Genomic DNA, 8,039 nt, shown 5'->3' on the forward strand with positions numbered 1-8,039 from the left:
AGACACCTCGAACTTGTTTATTTGTTTTTAGTATAAACTCTCTGTTCGGTGTGTCTATCATTTAGACTAGCATCAAATATTAAGACAAGCTCTCGAAACAAACACAGGACGTACATACTATATTGAAAAAGACGGCGCTATTATTGCATCCGCCTCTACATCTGCTGAAAATTCATTATCCGCTATGGTAGGACAGGCGAGTTAATCCCCCCGAGGTAGGACAAGCCTCACAAGGTAAGGCTGAATGGTTGTCTATGACAGAAACAATATTCTCACAAGAGACCACTTTCTAGGTTACTCACAAGTAGCCTATGGAGGTGGTCTTTTTGTGCGTACTCAAGGAGGAAACTAAATGGCACTACTTAGATTTATGATAAAGGATTATCTAGAGGATAAAGAACTCAGCGGACTAGCTCCTAGGACAATACAGAGCTATGGGGATACACTCAATGAGTTTTCTCGCTGGCTCGTTGCTGAGAAGGAGATTATTAACATCGAGGATATTACTCCACAAGTTATAAAGAACTACCTCCTCTACTGTTCCAAGGAGAGAGGAAACACAGTGGTCACCCGTAATGGTAAGCTCCAACACTTGAAGACATTCTTTAGGTACTTAGAGGATGAGGACATTATAGAGATCCGCAGCAATCCCACTAACAAAATTAAGCCTGCTAAGACGGACAAGATTATCAAGGTGTACTCCGATGAACAGATAAAGCAGATGCTTAGATACTACAGGAGGATGCGCTCTCGAGAAAACACATTGTATAGCTACAGAGGGCATACCGTGATAGTCGTCCTCGCTGGTACAGGCATAAGACTAGGCGAGCTGGTATCCATGAGGTGGGACTCCGTGGATCTACTCAATAAGACTATCACCATCTTTGGGAAGAATCGTAAGAGCCTGTCTACTCCGTTAACGGATAAGGTGGCTCGGGAGTTGTACGAGTGGAGATTATTCTGCGAGAAGTACTACATTAAGTTGCCTGCTCACGTGTTTAATAACCACAGAGGTAACCCACTCACAGTGAATGCTGGCAAGTTAATGTTCACTAGGTTGTCTGTGCGTATGGGATTCAAAACTACAGCTCACATGTTTAGGCATACCTATGCGAGTAACTGTTTAAGAGCTGGCATGGATATATACACCTTGAGTAAGCTTATGCATCACTCCCAAATAAGAACTACTGAGATGTACCTACATGCTTTCGGTAACTCGTTAGCTGAATCAAACGATAAGTATAATCCACTCAATAGGTTTGACTTTTAAGACAAATAAAAAGAGAACCCTGCTCTAGTTTGGCGACCTGACAGGGTTCTCTCTTGGAAGAAAACTCGAAGGAGCTTTCTTGTTTGCTATTGTATCATGCTTACTGGTACTAGCTCAAGAGGTGTTCCTTCTCATATAGGAGGAAAAGAATATGAAGAAGTTAAGAAAATATGAAAGCTTTCAGTCTGTTGCCGAGATGGACAAAACTATTGATTTTACTCTTAAGGAATATAACTTAAAAGATAGCGAACGAGTGATACTTCTAAAGTTATCAAACTACTCATGTAAATTCGTTGGAGTTAGCTACCTCAAGAATAACACGTTAGCTGATCTAACAGGATACTCTAAACGTACTATTCAGCGTGCCCTCAAACGTTTCAGCGAGCTAGGAATCATTACTCGTATTGAACAATTTAAACCTGTTAAGGGTGGCTACTCAGCGTTCATCTGTGTAATTAATCCTTTTGAGCGTCACCATGAGCTGGCATCTTGTAAGGAAGCTACCGAGCTTACTCCTGAGCAACTTGACGAGCCATCTCACGAGAACGAAGCCATTACAACTAAAACTAAAAGCTCTAAAGAATTAAAGATACGTAATAGCGCACCTGTTGAAGTGGATGATTTAGATTCATCTTATTTGGTTAACTCATGTGTACCTATGGAATTTATCAATGCAGTATCCCCCTTCTTTGGTACAGCTAAGGAGATATATGCTATTTGGGGTAAAGTTAAATTGGCTGCAAACAAGTATGCACCTGACTTAGTTGATACAACTGAAGTGGCGATCTCAGCGTTCAAACAATCTGTATTTGCCCTGAAGATGAACAAGATTAGAAAAGATTTCAAAGGTTACCTGTTTGGCGTTCTCTCAAAGATGATGTCTGTTGAGCAAAGAAAACTGAAGAATAAACTTTTCAATTTCCTACAAGATTAATCTGAGGAGGAGCACACACTATTAGGGGATTGCTAGCACTTCGGGGAAAATCAAGCTAGAAAAAAATAAAATAAGCCATCCGTTTGGACAGCTCATTTACATAATTCTCGTTATTGGAAGTTACTTTTCAAGTATTAATAGACGGTCAAGTTCAGTTGCGTGATAATTCTACACGCTCAAAGTGTTCGACTGTTGGAAATGGATCATAAAAGTGATGCAATAATGCTTTCCACTCTTGATATTGTTCAGATTGACGAAATCCTATCGTGTGGTCTTCTAAAGTTTCCCATTGCACAAGGAGCAAATATTTCCCTTTCTGCTCTATACAGCGTTGTAATTCATGATTTATGTATCCTTGCATGGAAGAGATGATTGAGGATGCTTGCTTAAATACCGATTCATACTCCGTCTCCATACCGTCTTTTACTTGCAAACATGACCGCTTCTAAAATCATTTTGAAGTCCTCCTCCTTTTTCTAATTATACCATGAGGGGGAAACGCTGGATGAGGAGTTTTGATGTATAACATAACGTTCCTATTATCGGTAGCAATAAAAAAGAAGAATCCGAACTCTCAAAAGGAATCCCCTTTTTTTATTTTATAGAGCCCTATTTATCTTTTTATACATTCCTATTCTAGCATGGGTTTTGGAGTTCTCGTTTGTTACTGGATTAACTGAAAAACTGTATAAAACCTTGTATACTCTTAATCTGGTTTTTCTAAAATGCTGGCGACCCCCTATTATTACTGTTGAGTAATATTCTTAACAACTGTTTTTTTACCCTCCTTAGTATCAACCCTTGAGTTGGTGCTATTAGGTGTACTCTTGATTACACACTAAGGGTGGTAACTGATTGGGTTCCAGTTGTTCGGGCTTATACAACTTTCTAAATGTCTTATACTCGTTGATCTCCCTACCGAGATGCCACCTCAGGCGAAACGACCTCTCAAATTCCTTTGTAAGGAACTCTAAGTAGCTAAACCATGCATTTGCATCTATAGATCACAAATAAGCTGTACGAGTCCGATAGGATTTCATTATGATATTCTACCTGTTTTAGACGTAATCACGAAAATAAACTTCAAAAAACACAAATTAACAGTTGACGGTTCTAGAACTTTTTACTAAGATGTAATTAAGCCACTCATGAAATGGGGTGAGCAAGACTATTGGAAAGTAAACAACAAAAGTTTTACGGTAAAGTCAAAGACTTCTATGAGCTGGAATCCATCGAGGATGCTAAGAGATTTTATACAGCTTTTAATCAACTCAACAAGATTAACACTGTAGATAAAGCTAATAAGATCGATAAAATGCTAACTCGTATGTATGCTGGTAAGAAGTTAACCGATTAATCTAAAACTACACAAAACAAAATAGCCCTACTCGGTAGTTATACTTTGGCGAGTATACCGAACAAGGCTACGCAATTCAGTCGAACCTATAAGGCTCTTTCCTCCCTATGGTATCACGAGCAGGAATAGCTGTAAAGGTTCGACCTCATAGGAGGCGAATAAGTTGAAACTTAAAGATTGGATTAAATCAACCTTGGTAGCTGGCGGCAGCATTACCTTTCTTTACGCAGCCGGTTACATCGTTTCACTCATGATTGTACACCTGTAAGTATTACCTATCTCGTGTAAATAAACAAAAACTAAAGGGAGAAATTATTATGACAACAAACACTATTCAACCAACTAAATTCGATATGGTTATGGAAGAGATCGATACTCTAGTATCCAACTTCCAAGACTCACTAACTCGTATTACTAATAAAGTGTGCGAAGTAGATACATTCCAACTAGGTGTTACGTATGTAGTTATCTTACGAGCTGGAAAAATCTCTAAAACTCTTAGTTTTAATCTAGATGAATTAACTGAGGAGGATTGTTAACTCCACAGGTTCAAGCTATATAGGTTAACATTCATAATGATAACAAGTAATAACTAGCGAGCTGACTTATTAGAGTCAGCTCTTTTGCTTTCCTCCTCAGGGTTGATCATTACGGTAATTGAAATTATATTTTATGCACTTATTGAAACCAATTAGATAGCTCATGAACTTGCTGTTTATCCAGCACAAACCTTCTAGCCACCCCTTTCGAGTCAACCTCCTCCGAGATAGCCACCTTTCAGAGGAGAAAACTCCATTAGATTCCCTCCTATCTTTCTTCAAAATAAATAAAGCAAGGATTTCTCCCTGCTCCTGCTAACTCTGTATTAATCTCTTCTTTTACATTTCTACTAATTTCTCACGTAGAACTAATTCACTCTCAGTCATATACCCTCTATGCATTTCTTCCACAATCTTATCGTGATTAAAGCATAATACTTTTTCCTCACCTAGATAGCCCACTGGATAAGGAACACCTATATAATCAAAATCACGATTATCTGCTGAAGTAACCATTCTTCCAATAATCATCACAAATTGCTCTATATCTTCTAGCTTCACAACTGTTCCAATCGGTAAAAGTTTCATCTATTTATTCTCCTTTTTTTTATTGATTTTTTCCATAAGATTTTGAACAACTATATTCCATAATAAAGAAAGTGCAGTGACAAACAGTACTGCTAAAGAAAAATAGATTCTATCCTTCCACGTATCATGTACAATCATACCTAGTATAATCATTATTAATGCACCAATGCATATCATTATTTTCGAAAACTTTCGCATTCTATAATCACTCTTCTTTCTCGAATTTAAACGAAAAACCTCCACCATACCCCTGAGGTGTTGTTGCAGTAAATCCTGATTCTTCACCTGCACGAAATCTATAACCGTATCCTCCTATTACAATCTCCCCTTTAACACTTATATCGTAATCGCCTAATACTGGAATGTAATCAGGTATCTTAATTTTGGTCATTTCTGCCTCGTATGTTTGCAGCGCTATTAAGGTTTCACTTTTAATCCCAAACCCTTCAATTCCAAATCCATAAGATGCTGTTCCTTGCTTACTAGTTACAGTAAGGCTCTCACCAAATCTCTGAGGAGCATCAACTTTAATAGTCTCTTCCGCTACTGCACCCTCAATTTTTATTCCTATCATATCTTTTTTCAAAAAGTCTTCTTTAATAGCATCCAAGCTATAAGGTAAATTAAACTCAGCTGAAGCACTTCCCGCTTTAAAGGTGAGACTTGATTTATCTGTAATCATATTTTTCGCTTCCATTATTGCTCCTTCAGCTTTTAATCCAAATCTATCTCCTTCTTTTTTTCTATACTCCCTTTCAGATATTCTACATCTTTTTGAGATTTTGCTTTTGCTAACATATAATCCATTTGGTCTGCTTCACGGAATTTCTTAGCAGAATGTTTGAGTTCTTCTGAAATTTTATCCAATAGATTATTAACTTCAAAAATCTTTGGTTTAGCTTCATTAAACATTTGATAGAAATTTTGACTTGTTGCACCTGTCCACTGAGACGCTATGTATTCTGTTTGGTTATAAAGGTCTTTGTGTATATTGTCTAAAGTTTGTTTTATATCTTGCACCAACTTAGCAGATTGCTCCAAACGTTCTGGAGTAACTTTTATTAAATCCATAAGCCTTTCCCCTTTTTAATTTTCATATAGAATATTTTACCACAATAGAGTTTTCGCAACTATGAATATTTTATATAATCTTAAAAATCCGAAGTCTTTTTCTCCTCAGGGTTACCCTTATGGCACTTGAAATTATAACTTATGCATTTGTGCTAACTCTGTAATATCATCTAGTCCGATTATATGAAATTATTTCTACTATAAATATCTACTATCGGATACGTAGACCTACCCTAGCCTTATCTTTCTAGGTAAAACTAAAGAGGTAGCTTTGGATTGCTACCTCACAAGACACAACCATCTAGTGTGATTTGCTGGAGGAACCTCAATTCAGCATCTTCCTCAGCTCTACCTGCTTGGTACTCCAGCACACTTACCTCAGTAACATTAATCCCCTTGAGGTAGACTAACTCATCAAACAGATCCCTAAACATGTGTAATACATCACTTTTAACTTGATGGATATCTTCCTTAGGTGTTACCTCTCTATAGTGTGCCTGTTTGTACATTTCCCCCTCAGGTTTAAACTTATAAGTAACAGCTACTTTAATATACTTGTTCATATTAGTTTCCTCTCTTTCTATTCATCTCTTTTATTTTGTTGTGAGGCTTAAAAGCTTCTCTTTTGTATTCCAGTTCACTAATCTCCTTAACAATTACACCAAGTACTTTGCCCCCTGAGGTGTGCTTATCAACTGTTTCCTGCATAGTATCTCTATAGAAGGGTTCCAAAACGGTTCTAGCCACCTCCGGAGATTCCTTAACAATCATAAAGTTAGTATAAACATGCTTCTCGTCCACTTCGTAGTAATACACTGCAGTTTCAACACTCACATAGTTAGTCATATAACTCCCTCCTCGTGTTTATAAAATATTAAGTGCTACGATTACGCTATACAGGTTAATCTATAATAGGATTCTTATTGAATTCTGCTGTTGATACTGTAGTCTAAACTACATGGGGAGCCCTCCTATTCCTAAGAGGGCCACCAATTAGTTTCTTCTGATTACTTGCTTGTCGAATCCAAAACCAGTTGTACCTATACTAGGCCCACCAATTACAACTTGTTGGATGGTATTCTGTAGTCCTTCTAATCCGGATCCATCTACTCCCACCTCACCAGACACTTCATGGCGAACTGTAATAGTTGTAGAACCACCTGTGAAGGCTTCTAAGCCTGTTCCTGCTAGAGCAACATCTGCCTCGTTAGCAACACCTGAGAAGGCACTTCCGATAGCTTTCTGCATAGATCCTACTTGAGTCATTGCTGCGTTGTACCATGTAGGGAAGAACGCTTCACCTGATTTGTCTAGGTCACTTAATGGCCCTTCCTTGGCAGGAGAGAACGGTAAGTACTGACGGATGGATTTCATACCATTGTAGACTGCATCAATAGCTCCGTTAAACCCACTGATAATACCGTTAGTAAAGCTGTTTAGCAATCCTTTACCAGAATCCCAAAGAGTCCCTGACCAACTCCAGAACCCATCGAACATGCCCTTCATGCCGTCCCAAGCGATACCTGATAAACCACTAAGGTTGTTTTTAGCTCCAGTAGCGAAACTCTTAGCATTAGCTACACCAGCGTCCCACATAGCAGAAGCTCCTGACCAAGCAGAATCTACCATGCTATTAAACTCAGTTTGAGCATCATTAACCATTCCTGATAGATACGCCTTAGTGTCAGACTTCATGGATTCATATTTGCTAACTGCTGCATTGTACATCTCAAGAGACTTAGACTTAACAGTGTTTTTTGTATCCTCCCACTTTTGAGATGTATCAGCCCACCACTCTTTAGCATCTCTCATCATGCTATTGTAAGAACGCTTTACATCGTAGGACATATTGTCCCAAGCTTTAGAAACATCTTTCCAAACTTTTTTACCCCATGCAGATATCTCATCCCAGTTCTTCCACATTAAGACTCCTGCTGCGACTACAGCCATAATAGCTGCCGCAATCCAAACTCCAGGAAATAACCAAGTAGTTGCATTGAGAGCAGTCTGAGCTATTGTTTGTCTACCTGTAGCGGTAAACAGTAGCGCGAACCCTCTAGCCACAGCCGTACCTGCATCAAATACTGCGGTTAGACCTTTCGCTACAGCTTCAACAATCTGCAAAGCTTTCATCCCTAAGTAAAGCGAACCAGCTAGAGGGATTAACCAATCCATGTTCTCCGCTACAAGTAGTAAAGCTCCACTGATGCTAGTCTAAATGATAGACACACCGAACAGAGAGTTTATACTAAAAACAAATAAACAAGTTCGAGGTGTCTT

Annotated in this window: 10 protein-coding genes and 2 pseudogenes; 5 read left to right on the forward strand and 7 right to left on the reverse strand. The window is 38.5% G+C overall.

Going from position 1 to position 8,039, the window contains the following annotated elements; all coding sequences use genetic code 11:
* Nucleotides 1–73: 73 nt before the first annotated feature.
* The 3 genes and pseudogenes from JDS99_RS32155 to JDS99_RS29055 form a co-directional block, all read left to right on the forward strand.
* A pseudogene (locus tag JDS99_RS32155) lies at nucleotides 74–205 on the forward strand (GCN5 family acetyltransferase); the annotation flags it as partial.
* A gap of 147 nt (nucleotides 206–352) precedes the next feature.
* A complete protein-coding gene (locus tag JDS99_RS29050) occupies nucleotides 353–1,270 on the forward strand; it encodes a tyrosine-type recombinase/integrase (RefSeq protein ID WP_199696255.1) in 918 nt (305 codons plus the stop codon).
* 151 nt (nucleotides 1,271–1,421) lie between these two features.
* A complete protein-coding gene (locus JDS99_RS29055; RefSeq protein ID WP_199696256.1) occupies nucleotides 1,422–2,204 on the forward strand; it encodes a helix-turn-helix domain-containing protein in 783 nt (260 codons plus the stop codon).
* Between the two features lie 151 nt (nucleotides 2,205–2,355).
* Here JDS99_RS29055 and JDS99_RS29060 read toward each other — a convergent pair.
* A pseudogene (locus JDS99_RS29060) lies at nucleotides 2,356–2,659 on the reverse strand (antibiotic biosynthesis monooxygenase family protein).
* A 716-nt stretch (nucleotides 2,660–3,375) separates the two neighbouring features.
* On the opposite strand from JDS99_RS29060, the gene JDS99_RS29065 reads away from it, so the two are divergent.
* Nucleotides 3,376–3,561, forward strand: a complete 186-nt coding sequence (locus tag JDS99_RS29065; RefSeq protein ID WP_000444252.1) for a hypothetical protein — start codon at nucleotides 3,376–3,378, stop codon at nucleotides 3,559–3,561.
* A 317-nt stretch (nucleotides 3,562–3,878) separates the two neighbouring features.
* Nucleotides 3,879–4,100, forward strand: coding sequence for a hypothetical protein (locus tag JDS99_RS29070; protein ID WP_060630016.1), 222 nt, complete (start codon nucleotides 3,879–3,881; stop codon nucleotides 4,098–4,100).
* Between the two features lie 339 nt (nucleotides 4,101–4,439).
* Here the strand turns inward: JDS99_RS29070 and JDS99_RS29075 are convergent, their stop codons facing one another.
* The 6 genes from JDS99_RS29075 to JDS99_RS29095 form a co-directional block, all read right to left on the reverse strand.
* On the reverse strand, nucleotides 4,440–4,688 hold the full coding sequence (locus tag JDS99_RS29075; protein WP_098230720.1) for a DUF4176 domain-containing protein: 249 nt from the start codon (nucleotides 4,686–4,688) through the stop codon (nucleotides 4,440–4,442).
* Nucleotides 4,689–4,893: 205 nt separating this feature from the next.
* Nucleotides 4,894–5,385, reverse strand: coding sequence for a hypothetical protein (locus JDS99_RS32850; protein WP_472926338.1), 492 nt, complete (start codon nucleotides 5,383–5,385; stop codon nucleotides 4,894–4,896).
* A gap of 17 nt (nucleotides 5,386–5,402) precedes the next feature.
* Nucleotides 5,403–5,759, reverse strand: a complete 357-nt coding sequence (locus JDS99_RS32855) for a WXG100 family type VII secretion target (protein WP_472926339.1) — start codon at nucleotides 5,757–5,759, stop codon at nucleotides 5,403–5,405.
* A 284-nt stretch (nucleotides 5,760–6,043) separates the two neighbouring features.
* Complete coding sequence (locus JDS99_RS29085; RefSeq protein ID WP_097889451.1) at nucleotides 6,044–6,322, reverse strand: hypothetical protein; 279 nt, start codon at nucleotides 6,320–6,322, stop codon at nucleotides 6,044–6,046.
* Nucleotide 6,323: 1 nt separating this feature from the next.
* Nucleotides 6,324–6,605 (reverse strand): hypothetical protein, encoded by a 282-nt coding sequence (locus tag JDS99_RS29090; protein ID WP_242475789.1) that lies wholly within the window; start codon nucleotides 6,603–6,605, stop codon nucleotides 6,324–6,326.
* A 147-nt stretch (nucleotides 6,606–6,752) separates the two neighbouring features.
* Nucleotides 6,753–7,934 carry a phage tail tape measure protein gene (locus JDS99_RS29095; protein WP_199696257.1) on the reverse strand — a complete coding sequence of 394 codons (1,182 nt, stop codon included), beginning with the start codon at nucleotides 7,932–7,934 and terminating at the stop codon, nucleotides 6,753–6,755.
* Nucleotides 7,935–8,039: the final 105 nt, after the last annotated feature.

Source organism: Bacillus cereus group sp. N6, from assembly GCF_016483705.1.
Classification (GTDB): domain Bacteria; phylum Bacillota; class Bacilli; order Bacillales; family Bacillaceae_G; genus Bacillus_A; species Bacillus_A wiedmannii.

Coding starts and splice junctions, on each gene's coding strand:
- JDS99_RS29050 (WP_199696255.1), top strand. CDS start 353: ATGGCACTACTTAGATTTATGATAAAGGATTATCTAGAGGATAAAGAA.
- JDS99_RS29055 (WP_199696256.1), top strand. CDS start 1,422: ATGAAGAAGTTAAGAAAATATGAAAGCTTTCAGTCTGTTGCCGAGATG.
- JDS99_RS29070 (WP_060630016.1), top strand. CDS start 3,879: ATGACAACAAACACTATTCAACCAACTAAATTCGATATGGTTATGGAA.
- JDS99_RS29075 (WP_098230720.1), bottom strand. CDS start 4,688: ATGAAACTTTTACCGATTGGAACAGTTGTGAAGCTAGAAGATATAGAG.
- JDS99_RS32850 (WP_472926338.1), bottom strand. CDS start 5,385: ATGGAAGCGAAAAATATGATTACAGATAAATCAAGTCTCACCTTTAAA.
- JDS99_RS32855 (WP_472926339.1), bottom strand. CDS start 5,759: ATGGATTTAATAAAAGTTACTCCAGAACGTTTGGAGCAATCTGCTAAG.
- JDS99_RS29085 (WP_097889451.1), bottom strand. CDS start 6,322: ATGAACAAGTATATTAAAGTAGCTGTTACTTATAAGTTTAAACCTGAG.
- JDS99_RS29090 (WP_242475789.1), bottom strand. CDS start 6,605: ATGACTAACTATGTGAGTGTTGAAACTGCAGTGTATTACTACGAAGTG.
- JDS99_RS29095 (WP_199696257.1), bottom strand. CDS start 7,934: ATGGATTGGTTAATCCCTCTAGCTGGTTCGCTTTACTTAGGGATGAAA.